Below are 258 nucleotides of genomic sequence, written 5' to 3' on the forward strand. Positions count from 1 at the left end.
GTATGAATAAACCCCAAAGCAGGAGAATAGCCCACTGCTGTGAGCGCTGCTTGACAGACGGCATAGAGATAACTGTTAGCGGAAGATAATGCCCGATTAATGGGATCGGCAGTAAACCAACTATCTGGCTTGTAGGAGCGACCGTTCCACTCTACGCCCGTTTTTTGACTCCACTGGGCATAGGTGGTTCTGACTCGTACCCCCTCCAAACCTCTGATTTGTTGTAGGGTTAAATCATCTGCTAAGGGTTCATCAAAG

General features: G+C 48.4%; 1 protein-coding gene. It reads right to left on the bottom strand.

Annotated elements, in window-relative coordinates; all coding sequences use genetic code 11:
• The coding region (locus R0J92_RS24335) for a CRISPR-associated endonuclease Cas1 (RefSeq protein WP_411053573.1) at positions 1–258 on the bottom strand (258 nt) is incomplete at both ends.

It is taken from the genome of Tritonibacter sp. SIMBA_163 (assembly GCF_046535935.1).
Taxonomy (GTDB): Bacteria; Pseudomonadota; Alphaproteobacteria; order Rhodobacterales; family Rhodobacteraceae; genus Epibacterium; species Epibacterium scottomollicae.